The sequence below is a fragment of the Actinomycetota bacterium genome (assembly GCA_018334075.1).
Taxonomy (GTDB): domain Bacteria; phylum Actinomycetota; class Coriobacteriia; order Anaerosomatales; family UBA912; genus JAGXSC01.
The window spans coordinates 1-13,819 of record JAGXSC010000002.1; the positions used below are offsets into that span (position 1 = coordinate 1).

Below are 13,819 nucleotides of genomic sequence, written 5' to 3' on the forward strand. Positions count from 1 at the left end.
TTAGACAAACTGGTATAGTCACCACCCTTCAAGGTGGATTTCTATGGGTTCGAGTCCCATACAGAACGCCAGATAATAAATGCATCTATAACCCAATTGGTAGAGGCACTGGATTTTAGGAGGACTGATTAGAAAGGATGTTGTCACAGATGAAGCTCTTTCAGAAGCTGTTGCAGGTTCAAATAGTCTTGCTGAAGTTATAAGAAAGCTTGGTAAAAAACAAGCAGGTGGTACTCAAAGTCATTATAAGAGAAGAATAAATGTTTTAGGCTTAGATTGTTCTCATTTTAAAGGCCAAGGTTGGAATAAAGCAGGTACTTCTGCAAATAGAAAGTCTTCAGAAGAAATCCTAATCCTAAGGGAATCTGGAGGAAGATCTAAATCTACTCAGTTAAGAAGGGCTTTGATTGAAATTGGAGTTCCTTACGTTTGCTCTAAATGTGGATGCACAGATGAGTGGTTAGGTAATCCTTTAGTGTTGGATGTAGATCATATTAATGAAAACTGGCTGGACGATAGGAGAGAAAATCTAAGATTTCTTTGCCCTAATTGTCACAGTCAATTTTCAAGAAAACTATTGGATAGCTGAAGGGAATTGGTATACCTTTCTGTCTTAGAAACAGAAGCTTCTCGGTTCGAATCCGAGGTTATCCACCAAAACCTCAAAGATTTTGTACTGGCGTGAATACATAATCTCTAAGCCCACAGATGATGTGGGATAACTGAAGTGAGGATTTAAACTTCAGCGGGTTCGGTAGCAGGACGATAAGCAGCTACTCATTGACTGGCAGTGGTAAACCAGATGTGACTCCCTTCACCAAACTGCGACCGGATGGGAAAATATTTAAAGATGAGGTTCCAGTCAGTGATGAGTTCGAATCTCTCTAGATGTACCATATTATGGAAGATTAACCCTAATTGGTAAGGGAGTAGTCTTGAAAACTACTAGTAGCTGTGTGCGAGCACGGTGTGTCAGTTCAAGTCTGACATCTTCCTCCAAATTTGATCTGCATAGAATGCTTAGGTATCTATGTATTTACGTGCGGCGTATCAGATCAAACTAAATAAAAATGGAAGATTGGTGAAATGGTAGCCACAGCGGTTTGCTAAACCGCCATCCGAAAGGGTGTGCAAGTTCAATCCTTGCATCTTCCGCCAAACAATGCTTCGGTAATTCAGTTGGTAGAATGCTCGACCGATAATCGAGTTGTCACTGGTTCAAGTCCAGTCCGTAGCACCAAATTATTGCAGAGTGGTGGAAATGGATTTACCATGTTAGGTTCATACCCTGAAGATTGCAGGTTCGACTCCTGCCTCTGCAACCAAATTAAAAGGGTAGTTGTCAGAGTGTTTATGTATCTGTCTGCAAAACAGTATTAGAGTGGTTAGATTCCACTACTACCCTCCAAATCATCTCCGTGTAGCTCAGTCTGGTTAGAGCACCTGCTTTGGGAGCAGGGTGTCTGAGGTTCGAATCCTCATATGGAGACCAAATTATGATGGGTTGGCTGAGTGGTTTAAGCGACGGACTGATAATCCGTGTCCTTTAGGACAACATAGGTTCGAATCCTATACCCATCGCCACTACCGGAACTTTGGCTTAGAAGGATGAGCGCTAGATTGAAGATCTAGATAGTCAGGATCGTTACCTGAAGGTTCCACCACTATATTCCCAGAATGTTACTGGACAGCATGTCGGTCTCCAAAACCGTACAGTCTAGGTTCGAGACCTAGTGGGATTGCCAATTTAAATGAGCACAAGCAGCGCCTTAGCTGTATAAGCACAGCTTCTTCCTAAAGAAGCCGATAAACTCTCAACTCTCCTCTGAGGGTGATGTCTTAAAGTGCATTTGTATAAGCGGCTAGATTAATTCTATGCCGCTTTATTTTTATGTAGGTCACTGTAAGTGTCTAAGATAAGTAGGTAGGATTATGGCTAAACCAAAAATTATGAAACGTGGTCGTGGTCGTCCAGCAAGACAGGATAGACTTCTTTATGAACTTCAAACAAGTGTTCTTGAGGGTCAAGAGAAGTTAGCTGAAAATTATATGAAAGCAGTCAACTATCTTGTAGCAGTATTGGATGATGAAAAGGCTTCTGTTACCAATAAAATTTCCTCTGCAAAAACAATCAAAGAGGCAGTAGAAAGCGTCCTTGCAGAAATGGAGCAAGAAGATGAAGAACTGCCATCTGGTGTAGAGGAAACTAAGGTTGAAGAAGAGGAAGATACAGGACCAATCTTTAAAATTGAATAACATAATAAACCCTGGCAGCAATGCTGGGGTTTTCTTTTATATTTTTATTGACACCCACTACGACTTTTGGTATAGTCATATCTCAACATTACACATGTATATTTATACAGGAGATTATATGAACACCTTTGAAAAATTAAAAAATATTTTAAATTGTATAACCAAAAACATACAAGACCCATCTACAATCTTAGACAAAATCAATAATATTTTTTATGATCTACAAAAAGAAATAGATTCTGAATTTTTAACGGTTAAAATTGCAAATTTAAAGTCCATAAAAAATAATGCTCTCCAACCTAATATCTCATCAGATCTACTAGAAAAATCAATAGCAGATAGTAAGAATTTAAACACCAGTTTGATGTTCACTGTAACATCCTATGAGCAGTATATTTTTCATGTTACTTTTGATAAAGATGGATTTATAAATCAAGCTCGACTAAATAGTATTAATATCCCTCGTGAAGTTTTCCCAGTACTTCATAATACTTTGTATAAATTGAAGGAAAATAATATAAAAGCAGATAAAATTATTGCAGTTTGTGAGGAAGACGAGATAAGTAAACTACATGAGGTTTTCCCAAAACTTAAAACTTACAAAAAGGATAATAAAACTTTCAGAATTTACTTGAAAAATGAAGGAAATCTGATAGAGTGTGAAAAGAGATTTTTTAAATTTTATTTAAATCCAACAGGAAAGGCAATTTTCGTACCTACTCATCTGAGTAAAAATTTTCAAGAAGCTTGCATTCAAGTTGAAAAGTTTAGAGAATTGAAGAAAAATGGGGTATTGATAATCCAAGATTCTTAAACTTAAGTTAGATGTTGACTTTTGCTAAGGGACTCTGTAAAGTGTCTCTTGTTAAGAGAAACAAGTCGAAAGACAAGTAATCTTCTAGGTGTGGTTAACGCCGAAGTTATGCTTCTGGAGGTAATCTTTAGAGAGCCGTTGAAGGAAGAATCCCAGTTATTTATGGCTGGGAGTATCAAGGGTTCCTGGGTAAAATCAGGCTTTAAATCCGGGATGAATGTAGATGGATTTTGCAGCTTGTTTCTGTTGTTTATCAAATCGATAACGTTGACAATCAGATTAGAAAATATAATAAGAAATGATAGTAAAAAGCTTGAACTTTAGATTTAAGTAGTATATTATGATTTTCAGTAGGTGAGGACATCACCGATTTTAAGTCTCTGGAGAGTCTTGATTATAAGGTTCTATGAAGGAGAAACTCCACAATCTTTAGGATGGGGAGGATGTCAATATAACTAGAGATAAAAATATGATCTTATAAAGATTCTTATATTGACCAAATTGTGAACGATAGTTAGAAAGGGACCAAATGAAAAAGATTGTTTTAAAAGCTTATAAAATGCGTTTTTATCCAACAGAAGAACAAAAAATTCTTCTTGCTAAGACGTTTGGTTCTTGTCGTTTTATTTATAATCATATATTAGCTTGGAGAAAAGAGGCTTATGAAAAAGATAAAAATAAGATTAACTTTTCCGAAGCATCGAGAGAGTTAACCAAAGTTAAAAAAGAATATGAGTGGCTTAATGAAGTTTCAGTGGTAGCCCTGCAACAAGAACTGAGAAACCAAGAAAAAGCTTATAGTAACTTTTTCTCTGGGAGAGCTAGATTCCCTAAGTTCAAGAGCCGTTATGATAATAATTACTCATTTAATCTCACGAAGAATGCTTTTAAATACATTAATGGTCAACTTTTCATTGCTAAATCAGTGAAAGTCCCTCTGGATGTTAAATGGAGCTATGGTGAATTACCAAGCCAACCTTCGTCAATCACCATTAGTAAAGATGCATCTGGTAGATATTTTGTGTCTTGTTTGTGTGAAACTGAAATTGAAGAACTGCCAATATCAAGTAAGACAACAGGTATTGATCTTGGTTTAAAAGACCTTTATATTACATCAGATGGACTTAAAGGTAAAAATGGTAAGTTTACAAAGAGATATGCTAAACGTCTTGCACGTTTGCAGAGAAAACTTAGTCGGATGAAAAAAGGTGGGAGCAACTATACTAAAATGCGTTTGAAAATTGCTAAAACACATGCTAAAGTTAGTGATTCTCGCCGTGATGCATTGCATAAAGCAACATCTAATTTAGTAAAAACTTACCAAATAATTTCTACTGAGACTTTGAAAGTTAAAAATATGATTAAAAATAAGAAATTGGCAAAACATATTGCTGATGCATCTTGGGGTGAGTTTGTAAGGCAACTTGAGTATAAAGCATCTTGGTTTGGACGTAATATTGTGAAGATAGAACAATTCTATCCCTCGTCTAAAACTTGTTCATGTTGTGGTCATGTTCTTGAGGAATTGAAACTTAGTGTTCGTCATTGGGTGTGTCCTTCTTGTAAAACAGAACATGATCGAGATATTAATGCTGCTCTAAATATTCATAAAAGGGGTTTAGAAATTTTTAATTGTAAAGCTCTTGCTGCATAAAAGAATTTAATATATTATAGTTATATAGAAATAAATACCGTGGGACACACGGAAATTTAAGCCTTTGGAGAGGTTTCATTAGAAACCTCAGTGAATTAGGAATCCCCATCCTAAAGGATGGGGAGGATGTCAACGACAACAGGTCACTGATACGTAATGCAAGTTGCAAGTTTAACCAAACTGCGAACAATAAGCCCACTCACTTTAGGGGTGGGATTAGTGAGCTAAGGATTAATCAGGTCTTTCTTGAGATTGAATATATTTTTCTATATTTAGAAACAAAAATCATATGTGACATTAAAAGTTTTAGAGTGTGATTTAGATAAATAAGACCTTTTCAAAATGTCCCTTGAGTTGTTTAAATTATTATATTTTAGCATAGGTTTAATATGAAAAACAATTTTGTAGCAAAACATGATCATAATGTTGGCGGATATCATAAAGATCAAAAGAATGACTACAGTCGTGAGACATCTATAGAGTGGGAGTTAGACCAACTCTACGAAGATCGTGTTAATATTGCAGTAGAACAGTATGAGGAATTAAATGGTAACTTCGATCCTAACAATTCTTAAATCATTGTGGAGTAATAAAACTTTAAGATATTTTATTTTAACGGTTGTACTTGCAATTCTTCTTAAAGTAGGGTACTCTCTATTAACAAATCATTACTACAATACTGGATATGAAAATGGTGTTGAACATCAAGTTTCTATTTATAAAAAAGAGCAAGATGATCTTAAAGTCCAGTATGAAGAAAGATTAAAAGTTAAAGACAAAGAAAGGCAAGAACTTAATCAGCAAATTACTTTGTTGAAGAAAGAGAATTCTGATCTTAAAAAGAAAAGAGAAGATAAAAAAGATAAAGTTGATGACGAGATTACTAACTATGAAAAAAGTGATTCTGGCAATTTGCGTTGTCTTGATGGTAAGTGGATGCAACTCTACCAAGACAGTTTACCCGAATGAGTGCACTGTATCTAGTAAAATAGATATTCAAGATCCTGATCCAGATTGGATGAGAGATCCAAAGATGCCATATAAACCAACTGAGGAACAGTTGAAAAATGGTGCAAGCAACACAGAAGCATTAAAACTCATAGCTTCAAAAAACAATGGACTTTGGCAGGAAGATCGTGATAACCTAAGAGCACTTCAGAGTTATACTAAAAAGTTGCTTGAAGAGTTAAGAAAACAAAAATAGTTAAAATTTAGTGTTGACAAGATACTAGAATATTTGATACAGTAAGTATATCAAATAGATACAAGAAATGTTTGAATAAATTAGGTTGAGTTGCTAATATTGGCCGTAGGGTGGAGCTTATACCTCCATAGAGCAATCCCCAGATAAGGGATGTAATGTGGGTTCGATTCCCACCTCAACCACCAAATAAAATTAATGCACCACTAGTCCAATTGGCAGAGACATGAGGCTTAAGACTTCAGGGTTCCCAGTTCGAATCTGGGGTGGTGTACCAAACAATGGTGACTGTGAGCGTAATTGGCTAACGTTCCTCCCTGTGAAGGAGATGATGTGGGATCATGCCCCACCAGTCACACCAAATTTTAGAAATTTTCGATGAATGCGTAGACTGATACGCTAGCTATAGTTGAGTAATAGATTAATGTCATGACAAATCTAATCTATTGTGATAAGTAATCGTCCGAAGCTCTTAGCGGCTGTACTTAATTCAGGAGATCAGTGCCTGACATCGAAAACACTAATGTATGGTCTTAGACACTTAAAACCTTGCTGCACCTACGGGGGTGTGATTCTGTAGATTGGTTATCGCGAGAACTTATTATTACGGAATGGTACAAGCGGAGTGTTTCGCAAACACTTGGTACTTGTGTAGGGAATATGGCGATATTCAGGACTTAAGATCATACATTAGTGAATATGCAATCGTAGCTCAGTTGGTAGAGCATTGGTCTTCCAAACCAGATGTCGCGCGTTCGAGTCGCGTCGATTGCTCCAGTTTGTAGCCGCAAGGCAAGTTTAAGGTATTGACTTCAATATTGATTAGATGCTACATTTAACAGTGAATTATATGGGGTTATGTTGTAAGTGGATAGCAAATGAGTCTTCTAAATTCAGAGTCTAGGTTCGAGTCCTAGTAGCCCTACCAAATTTTAAAGAGGATAAATTATGAAAGATGAATTTGATGGTTTTATTGGTTATGGTGAAGGTATTCGCCAAGCAGAAGATGTAGATGTATTTGACGAACATCCAGATTTTATTAAGTTTGATGAATATGAAGGTGTTTAATTAATAATACTTTTAAACTGAGGAGAGTAAAATGAAATTGAATTTTGGTCAAACTGTCCCAAAAGGTTTTATTGTTGAAGTTACTAGTTGGGAGAATGATGGGGATGATTATGAGACCATTCAAAAATTTGAAGCCTCAAATGGATTCGTTGAAGTTGTACAACGTCTAGCTCCACTTTTCAAAAGTCACAGCAACAATAAAAATTGTTTTGGTAATACTATGGATGGCGAAGTTGACATGCTGTCATTGGCAGAAGCTGCATTTATTGAATTAGGTCCAATGGAAGCACCAGTTGTATCTAAAGTACTAGGTTATGACCTTCTGTCTTTAGATTTTGAAAGTGAACAAACACCAGATGAAGAATTTGAAATAGCAGGTGCTGCTGTGGCAGAATTTGTTCGTACAAATATGACAGGATATTCTGAATGGTATGACTTTCGTGTTATAGAAAAAGTGAAAGTTTACTATTTACCTGAAGATATTATAATCCCTCAAGTAGAGGAAGTTTATAATAAAGTTATTGATAACTAATAAAAATTTAGATTATATAGATCGCTAGCTCAATTGGTTAGTAGCAATCGCCTTTTAAGCGATAGGTTCTGGGTTCGATCCCCAGGCGGTCTACCAAACATCAAAGCAGAGTGATGTACTGTAAAGACTCAAAGACTGGAGTAGACCTCTTCATTGAAAGGGGCAAGCATAATTCTATTTTAAATGACGAGGAGAAAGTTATGACTAAAAATACTAATAAAAAAGTTTCTGCAATTGATGCAATTATTCAGCCTTTCCAGTTTGAGAGTAAGTCTTCTCAGACTGAATCCAAGCCAAAGCAGATTAATCTTGGTGGTCGTTCTATTACTAAGATGGTTTATAACGAAGATCGTAAGCAGTGGGAATCAGTAACCACTGTGGAAGGTGGTGTTGATGTTGTAGTTACTCATCGTGTTCGTACTGGTAAAACTGCACGAGAGAAAGCGGTTAAGAAAGTAGAAAAGCCTGTAGTTGAACAGAAGAAAGGTAAAAAGAAATGAGTTCAGATAGTCAGCTAATAGAAAGTAGAATCATTCATGTAGATTGTGATCATGACCCATTCGCCTTAATTATTGGGCAAGAAGTTCTCAAGCTACTGAATTCTGTTCCAAAGAAAGATACTTTAAAAACTAAAATTTTAGTCACTTTTGATGGACAAATAAAAACTCAGATTGTAGAATAATAAATATAACCCGCCTTGTGCGGGTTTTCTTTTATGTAAATTTGACTAAATTTTAACATTGGGTTATGATAACATTAGGAAGTTATTATAATTGGAGGAACATTGGCTGAACAAGTTATTATTAGCCCACAACCAGGACCACAGACAATTTTTATGCAGCAAAAGGACGATGTTCCTTTAGTTTTCTATGGTGGTGCAGCAGGTGGTGGTAAGAGTTATGCATTATTAATGGACTGTCTTAAATATATAGACTGTCCATATTTTTATGGAGTATACTTCCGTAAAACAGTTAAACAATTAGAAAGAACACTTTGGCCTACAGCTAAAGATTTGTTCTATCCGTTTTTAATTGAACATACGGGACCAAGAAAAGGGAGGTTTAAAGATAAAGCACAGATAAGAGAAAAGGATAAGAAGATCATTTTCCCTACAGGTGCAACAATAGAATTTTCATATCTAGACAATGACCAAGATTGTAAAGAGAACTGGCAGGGTGCTGAATTAACTGCTGCATATTTTGATGAATTTGGTCACTTTTCTAAATATTGTTTCAACTATATTAGAACACGTATGCGTTCTAAGTCTAAATATAAATCTTTCATTCGGTGTTCACTTAACCCAGAACCTAACCATTTTGTTTTGGAATATTTACAAAGATATATTAACGATCAGGGTTTTGCAAAGAAAGATTTAATGGGGAAACCTGCATATTTTATTGTAGATAAAGGTGAAGTTGTTTCTGCATGGACAGCAGAGGAGCTAAAAGAAAAGTATCCCAATAAAAAACCAAGACTCTATACCTTCATCCCATCCTCTCTGGAAGACAACCCTGCAATGCTCAAATCAAATGAAGATTATGCAGACGATCTCTTAGCAAATGACCCAGCTAACGCAGCTATGCTTCTGGATGGTAACTGGAAATATAAACCAGCAGCTAATGGTATGTTTGACAAAGCAACTATGCAAATAGCCCCTTTGAGCGCTCTCCCTTTAAATTGCAGATATCTAAGAGCATGGGATAAAGCTTCATCTAAACCTTCTAAAGAGGGTGGGGATAGCAAACAATTAGATCCAGACTATACAGCGTCGATTAAGTTTGCTAAAGATAAGAATGGGTTTATTTATATTATGGGTGATTATGTAAGACAAGGAGACGGAATTCAGAGAAGTAGATTTAGAGAAAAACCTGGGGTAAGAGATGCCTACATCTTGGAACAAGCAATAAAAGACGGTGATGATGTCGTAATTTATTTACCAAAAGACCCAGGACAAGGTGGTGAAGTAGAGTTCTTAGAAGCTTCTAAGAAATTACAAGCAGAAGGGTTCACAGTTAAAAAAGACCCATCCCCATCTAATAAAAGTAAAAGATTTAGGTTTGAATCTTTTTGTTCTGCATGTTATACAGGAACAATATTTTGGATAAAAGAAACCTTTGACCCTACTGTATGGGATTATATGATAATGGAGCTAGAGAACTTTGATGGCGATAAAAATAATGGTTATCATGATGATTTAGTGGATAGTTTCTCTACTGCATATGCCGGATGTATAAAAGAAAAAGTGTATGTAGCACCTGCAATACCAAGAATCTCTGCACCTACTTTAACTAAGAGGTCTGGTTTAAATACTAGACATTAACCTGACTTTGTTATTTTACTTTTTATTAAAAATTGACAAACCCTTGTATTATCTGGTAAGATGATATTAATTGTCAATAACAAAAGTTAGAAAATAGTTCTTTTTACTTTTACTAACTTTAGTATCTGGAGAGGTGAATGTCAACAGTTAAAAGAAAATATACAAAAAAATCTGACTACTGGGACAAAATTAAATCCCCTCAAACTGATGAAGTTAATAAGGCTGGTAATACAGATCAAGTTACATCAAGATTGAAGTTAGGTGAGATAGGTACTACCGCACTTAACACAATGAATGTATATGCAAACTGGATCAAGCCCTATGAAACTGCATGGCCTCGTTGTCTAGATACTTATAGTATCATGGCGAATGATGCTGATGTGGCAACTGCCCTGACTGCAAATTATCTTTTTGTAGAAAGGGCTTTTGATGAGTTTGAGGTTACATTTAAGAAAGGTAATAAGAAATCTGAAAAAGCTGCTAAGTTTGTAGATTGGTGTTTAAAGAACATGGACTCTCAAACATTAAGACAAGTAGCCAGAGAAGCTCTTACCTATAAAGTCTATGGTTTCTCAGTTTTAGAAAAAGTTTTCACAAAAGTTACTTCTGGTGAATATAGTGGAAATTATAAAATAAAGAAATTGGCTTCTAGGCCACAATCAACACTCAGAAGAAATAAACCCTTTAAGTATTCAGATGATGGTAGGGATGTTCTTGGTGTCTATCAGGTTATTCCAAATAAAACTACATTCACTGCATCAACAGACGTAAGTCTTGTTGGTGAGATCTATATTCCACGAAATAAGTTTATGCTTTTTGGTGAACAAATTACTGATTCAAACCCAGTAGGTGTTTCTCCACTGTCGTCAATTTATATTACATGGAAAGAGAAAACACTTATCTCTGAGTATGAGGTTGTTGGTGTAGGTAAAGACCTTGGTGGTACACCAGTATTAAAAGTCCCAACAGATATCCTTAATCGTGCAGCAGTTGACCCGAATAGTGATGAAGCAATGAGTATTGAGACTTTAAAATCAAACCTTGCCAATCTTCACGCAGGTGAACAAGCTTACATGATTATCCCTTCGGATCTTCATGACCAAAGTACTGCACCACAATATGAAATTAAATTCCTTGGTATTGATGGTTCAGGTAAACAGTTCGATACGACAGTATTAAAAGAACAACGTAAAAAGGAAATCTATGACAGTTTTGGTGCTGGTTTTCTTATTATGGGTAACAGCGAGACTGGTTCATATTCTTTAAGTGATAATAAACAAACATTGCATTCACAGTTTATTGAACATGATGTAAAAGGTATTTCTGAAGTTATCAACAAAGATCTTATCCCGCAACTGTTAGCTCTTAATGGAATTTATTTAACTGATGAAGAAATGCCAGTGTTTGAACCTGGTGATGTTGGTGATCCTGATATTGAAGGTAATTCTAAAATGATTCAACGTGTAGTTGCAGTAGGAGCAATCCCGCTGAATGTTGAAACAATGAATGAAATGCTTGCTATGTGTGGATTTAAATATAGAATTCCTGATGATGTATTGTCTGACCCTGATAAAGCTGCTGAATTTATTGCTAGTAATGTTCCAGCGTCAACAAGTAGATCTGGTGATGGGATGGCTCAAGGTACAACAGGAAATGGAACAGCAAAGACTACAGCAACATTAGATACATCAACAATGAATAATGAGAATGCTGCGTAAAAATTTCACCAAGGAAGGTGATTTTCATACTAATAGTTTTTAAATTATTAAATAAAATATACTTTTCTAATCTAATAGTGTTGACATTATAAAAATAATACTATAAAATAAGTATTAGAGAAGGTAACTAACTTTTGGAGGAACCTTTGTTTAACAAAGAATCTCTTGTTGAGCTATTTAAAAAATTTCTCGACACGACTTCTGAAGATGAATTAAAAAATTCCACAGAAAAACCTTCTAATGAAAATCTCCCAATCATTAAGAAATTTGAAGATGAGAAAATGGAAAGTATAGAAGTTTTATACTGTGCTCCATTTGAAGCAGATGCTCATGGCGAAGGGATGACAGAAGTTGAAATTCGTAAGATGGTAGATAATTTCAATTCCAATATTACTAAAATTAAAGGAAACTTTGGTCACGCAGTTAATACTGATAAGTTCTCCCCTGTGAAAGCTTGGGTTAATGAATGCGATTGTATTATTGGAGAAGAGACTGTAAAAGAAGGTCTGCCACTTGTCAAATTAAAATTCCATGACCCAGAACTTTTCCAGAAAAGGAAAGATGGCGTCTTTAAAGGCATCTCTATTGGTGCTCAAGGTAGACGGAAGAAAGTGGAGAAATAATGCCAGAACTTAACACTTATTTAGAAGATGTTAGTTTTGACTTTGAAGAATCAGAGGATAGTCTTGGTGCACATATTGCACTGACATTTGACTTCCAAGGTGGTGCAGCTTCCGGCTATAATAAACCACTTCTTTTCAAAGCAGACAACACAGAAATCAATAAAGAACTTATCACTAAGTTAAAAGAACTTGGTGAAGATACTACAGACATTGAGAAAGCTATGTATGCTAATGATCTTAGAAACATGCTTAATCAAAAAATTAGAGATAAACAGTTTGTAGATAAATATGATTATATCTGGGTATCAGATTGGAACGATACTGTAGCTATTTTTAATACAGAGTCTGGTACTTACTCAGTTAAATATACATCAGATGGTACAAATGTTGAAGTTAGTGATGTTGCTGATCCAGTAGTTCCTATTCAGGATTATGTTGTGATTGGTGATGACATTTTAGTTTCAGAAGATCTTATGGATTCTATGGAAGAAGATGTCTATAACATGTTAACCAAATCACTAAAACAACAAGCTACCAAAGAAGTCATCAAAGCTGCTACTAAGAAAGTTGGTAGTTCAACGCTGAGTGCTTCTGATTATGCTTATACACCAGACAAAGAAAAACCTTCTACTTGGAAACTACGCATTGATGATGCAAGACATACATCTGCTGCTGTTGCTGCATTAGGTAAAGGTTTTAGAGGACAGAAAGTTGAAATTCCTGAAGAGGATCTTCCGGCAGTTAAAGCTAAAGTTCGTAAAGCATATAAAAAATTCTTTCCAGATAATGATGTCCCAGACATTATTAAATCTATGGAAAATAAAAACTCTGTGATTGGATCAGAGGATAAAGAAAATCTAGAGGGGAACTCCTCTGGAAAAATCACTAAAAAACAAGGAGCCAATATCGTGGATCTTAATGAATTACTGAAAAGTGCAGAAGCACAAGAAATGCTGAAGTCTCTGATTGCTGATGCAACCAAAGAGAAAGATCAGGAAAAAGAAGAACTGGCTAAATCTCTGAAACAAGCAAATGAACGTCTTGAGGCAGTGGAAAAAGCAGAACAGAAACGTATTAAAACTGCATATGAAGATGTAGTAAAAGGTTTCGGCTTCGTTGAAGAAGATAAAGTAGAAGAAGTTGTAAAAGCTCTGATGGCTGATACTGACAATTCTGTAATCTTTATTGAAATGCTCAACAAAGCTCATGAAGAAATTGAAAAAGTAAAAGCTGAATTTGCCTCCGAAAAAGGTTCTGACCGCAAGGCTGAAGCTCCGAAAGATGGTGTAGAAAAAGTTAAAGCTATTGCTGCTGTTCTTAAAGCAAAACAATCTAAATAATAAGGAAGGTAAACAATGCCAAAACAAGCTTATGTGCCAACTGACCGCCGTATGCCTTACTACTCAGATCTAGTTCTGGGTTATGTAATGGGTAGTGACATTGGTCACGCTTTCCGCGAGGTTAGCCTGACAATGACTGCGACTCTTCAGTTCGGTTCCGTTATTGCCGATGACCTGACAGAAGCTGCTGCCGCTGCTGATGCAGACACCGTATTCGTATGGGCTGACCAGCCATTTGGTCTAGATGCTGTCCCAGTAGGTACTTCATTCCGTGCTGTAGTTGCAAAACAAGA

At 35.8% G+C, this 13,819-nt stretch carries 14 protein-coding genes and 13 tRNA genes; all 27 read left to right on the plus strand.

Annotated features, from left to right (window positions below; translation table 11 throughout):
* Positions 1-71, plus strand: a tRNA-OTHER gene (locus KGZ89_00180).
* 56 nt (positions 72-127) lie between these two features.
* Positions 128-589: an HNH endonuclease gene (locus tag KGZ89_00185; protein ID MBS3973290.1), complete on the plus strand. Its 462-nt coding sequence runs from the start codon at positions 128-130 to the stop codon at positions 587-589.
* A tRNA-Leu gene (locus KGZ89_00190) sits at positions 580-657 on the plus strand. Before KGZ89_00185 ends, KGZ89_00190 begins: the two co-directional genes overlap by 10 nt.
* A 245-nt stretch (positions 658-902) precedes the next feature.
* Positions 903-999 (plus strand) — tRNA-Ser (locus tag KGZ89_00195).
* Between the two features lie 73 nt (positions 1,000-1,072).
* Positions 1,073-1,158, plus strand: a tRNA-Ser gene (locus KGZ89_00200).
* A 6-nt stretch (positions 1,159-1,164) separates the two neighbouring features.
* Positions 1,165-1,240 (plus strand) — tRNA-Ile (locus tag KGZ89_00205).
* A gap of 6 nt (positions 1,241-1,246) precedes the next feature.
* A tRNA-Met gene (locus KGZ89_00210) sits at positions 1,247-1,325 on the plus strand.
* Between the two features lie 89 nt (positions 1,326-1,414).
* Positions 1,415-1,492, plus strand: a tRNA-Pro gene (locus KGZ89_00215).
* Between the two features lie 6 nt (positions 1,493-1,498).
* Positions 1,499-1,584: transfer RNA gene (locus tag KGZ89_00220), tRNA-Ile, on the plus strand.
* Between the two features lie 348 nt (positions 1,585-1,932).
* Positions 1,933-2,256, plus strand: coding sequence for a hypothetical protein (locus KGZ89_00225; GenBank protein MBS3973291.1), 324 nt, complete (start codon positions 1,933-1,935; stop codon positions 2,254-2,256).
* Positions 2,257-2,374: 118 nt separating this feature from the next.
* Complete coding sequence (locus tag KGZ89_00230; protein MBS3973292.1) at positions 2,375-3,070, plus strand: hypothetical protein; 696 nt, start codon at positions 2,375-2,377, stop codon at positions 3,068-3,070.
* 529 nt (positions 3,071-3,599) lie between these two features.
* Positions 3,600-4,724: a transposase gene (locus KGZ89_00235; GenBank protein ID MBS3973293.1), complete on the plus strand. Its 1,125-nt coding sequence runs from the start codon at positions 3,600-3,602 to the stop codon at positions 4,722-4,724.
* Between the two features lie 546 nt (positions 4,725-5,270).
* Complete coding sequence (locus KGZ89_00240; GenBank protein ID MBS3973294.1) at positions 5,271-5,693, plus strand: hypothetical protein; 423 nt, start codon at positions 5,271-5,273, stop codon at positions 5,691-5,693.
* Complete coding sequence (locus tag KGZ89_00245; GenBank protein MBS3973295.1) at positions 5,614-5,928, plus strand: membrane lipoprotein lipid attachment site-containing protein; 315 nt, start codon at positions 5,614-5,616, stop codon at positions 5,926-5,928. The genes KGZ89_00240 and KGZ89_00245 overlap by 80 nt, the downstream gene beginning before the upstream one ends.
* A 197-nt stretch (positions 5,929-6,125) precedes the next feature.
* Positions 6,126-6,202: transfer RNA gene (locus tag KGZ89_00250), tRNA-Leu, on the plus strand.
* A gap of 7 nt (positions 6,203-6,209) precedes the next feature.
* Positions 6,210-6,286 (plus strand) — tRNA-His (locus KGZ89_00255).
* A gap of 340 nt (positions 6,287-6,626) precedes the next feature.
* A tRNA-Gly gene (locus KGZ89_00260) sits at positions 6,627-6,702 on the plus strand.
* Between the two features lie 75 nt (positions 6,703-6,777).
* Positions 6,778-6,853, plus strand: a tRNA-Arg gene (locus KGZ89_00265).
* 171 nt (positions 6,854-7,024) lie between these two features.
* Positions 7,025-7,525 (plus strand): hypothetical protein, encoded by a 501-nt coding sequence (locus tag KGZ89_00270; GenBank protein MBS3973296.1) that lies wholly within the window; start codon positions 7,025-7,027, stop codon positions 7,523-7,525.
* Between the two features lie 18 nt (positions 7,526-7,543).
* Positions 7,544-7,621: transfer RNA gene (locus KGZ89_00275), tRNA-Lys, on the plus strand.
* Between the two features lie 104 nt (positions 7,622-7,725).
* Positions 7,726-8,025 (plus strand): hypothetical protein, encoded by a 300-nt coding sequence (locus KGZ89_00280; GenBank protein ID MBS3973297.1) that lies wholly within the window; start codon positions 7,726-7,728, stop codon positions 8,023-8,025.
* The gene (locus tag KGZ89_00285) at positions 8,022-8,207 is read left to right on the plus strand and encodes a hypothetical protein (GenBank protein MBS3973298.1); all 186 of its coding nucleotides are present in this window, start codon (positions 8,022-8,024) and stop codon (positions 8,205-8,207) included. The genes KGZ89_00280 and KGZ89_00285 overlap by 4 nt, the downstream gene beginning before the upstream one ends.
* 153 nt (positions 8,208-8,360) lie before the next feature.
* A complete protein-coding gene (locus tag KGZ89_00290) occupies positions 8,361-9,845 on the plus strand; it encodes a terminase family protein (GenBank protein MBS3973299.1) in 1,485 nt (494 codons plus the stop codon).
* Between the two features lie 290 nt (positions 9,846-10,135).
* Positions 10,136-11,563 carry a hypothetical protein gene (locus KGZ89_00295; GenBank protein ID MBS3973300.1) on the plus strand — a complete coding sequence of 476 codons (1,428 nt, stop codon included), beginning with the start codon at positions 10,136-10,138 and terminating at the stop codon, positions 11,561-11,563.
* 281 nt (positions 11,564-11,844) lie between these two features.
* On the plus strand, positions 11,845-12,186 hold the full coding sequence (locus tag KGZ89_00300; protein ID MBS3973301.1) for a hypothetical protein: 342 nt from the start codon (positions 11,845-11,847) through the stop codon (positions 12,184-12,186).
* Positions 12,186-13,526: a hypothetical protein gene (locus KGZ89_00305; protein ID MBS3973302.1), complete on the plus strand. Its 1,341-nt coding sequence runs from the start codon at positions 12,186-12,188 to the stop codon at positions 13,524-13,526. The genes KGZ89_00300 and KGZ89_00305 overlap by 1 nt, the downstream gene beginning before the upstream one ends.
* 15 nt (positions 13,527-13,541) lie before the next feature.
* A partial coding sequence (locus KGZ89_00310) for a hypothetical protein (protein MBS3973303.1) occupies positions 13,542-13,819 on the plus strand: 278 nt, incomplete at its 3' end.

Coding starts and splice junctions, on each gene's coding strand:
- KGZ89_00225 (MBS3973291.1), top strand. CDS start 1,933: ATGGCTAAACCAAAAATTATGAAACGTGGTCGTGGTCGTCCAGCAAGA.
- KGZ89_00230 (MBS3973292.1), top strand. CDS start 2,375: ATGAACACCTTTGAAAAATTAAAAAATATTTTAAATTGTATAACCAAA.
- KGZ89_00235 (MBS3973293.1), top strand. CDS start 3,600: ATGAAAAAGATTGTTTTAAAAGCTTATAAAATGCGTTTTTATCCAACA.
- KGZ89_00240 (MBS3973294.1), top strand. CDS start 5,271: ATGGTAACTTCGATCCTAACAATTCTTAAATCATTGTGGAGTAATAAA.
- KGZ89_00245 (MBS3973295.1), top strand. CDS start 5,614: ATGAAAAAAGTGATTCTGGCAATTTGCGTTGTCTTGATGGTAAGTGGA.
- KGZ89_00270 (MBS3973296.1), top strand. CDS start 7,025: ATGAAATTGAATTTTGGTCAAACTGTCCCAAAAGGTTTTATTGTTGAA.
- KGZ89_00280 (MBS3973297.1), top strand. CDS start 7,726: ATGACTAAAAATACTAATAAAAAAGTTTCTGCAATTGATGCAATTATT.
- KGZ89_00285 (MBS3973298.1), top strand. CDS start 8,022: ATGAGTTCAGATAGTCAGCTAATAGAAAGTAGAATCATTCATGTAGAT.
- KGZ89_00290 (MBS3973299.1), top strand. CDS start 8,361: ATGCAGCAAAAGGACGATGTTCCTTTAGTTTTCTATGGTGGTGCAGCA.
- KGZ89_00295 (MBS3973300.1), top strand. CDS start 10,136: ATGAATGTATATGCAAACTGGATCAAGCCCTATGAAACTGCATGGCCT.
- KGZ89_00300 (MBS3973301.1), top strand. CDS start 11,845: ATGGAAAGTATAGAAGTTTTATACTGTGCTCCATTTGAAGCAGATGCT.
- KGZ89_00305 (MBS3973302.1), top strand. CDS start 12,186: ATGCCAGAACTTAACACTTATTTAGAAGATGTTAGTTTTGACTTTGAA.